Annotated in this window: 1 pseudogene; it reads right to left on the reverse strand. The window is 33.8% G+C overall.

Annotation, left to right across the window (positions count from 1 at the left end):
- Window positions 1–420, reverse strand: a pseudogene (locus KJR01_RS09885) (Cj0814 family flagellar-dependent secreted protein); the annotation flags it as partial.

Below are 420 nucleotides of genomic sequence, written 5' to 3' on the forward strand. Positions count from 1 at the left end.
CCTTTTTCCATTGCATAAATACCTGCATCAAGCCAACCATCTTGCGCATAGCCTTTTAATAAACTTGCAAAATCTACTTTGCCTGTCATAATGTCATCTAAGGAAATATCAAAAGAAGGATTTGCTTTCATTTCTAGCTCAAGTTTTGCTTCACAAACTTTTGCTTCAGGACTAAAAACAACTTGATTTGGAGATGGAAAAGGCGGATAGGATTTTAAAAAACTCATAAATAAAGCTTCTTTAGAATAATTTCCATCTTCATTTTGTGGATAAACTGACATATCAGGATTAAATTCACCTTCATTTGAAGGTCCTTGCTCCATGCTTTGTGGAGAAAAGTCAAGTTTCATAAGGTTCATACCCAAATTCATAGTAGAATATTTAATCGCTTGTGCTTCGTGAAATTGTTCTGCGTTAAAT

This window comes from Campylobacter sp. 2018MI10, assembly GCF_018501175.1.
Lineage (GTDB): Bacteria > Campylobacterota > Campylobacteria > Campylobacterales > Campylobacteraceae > Campylobacter_E.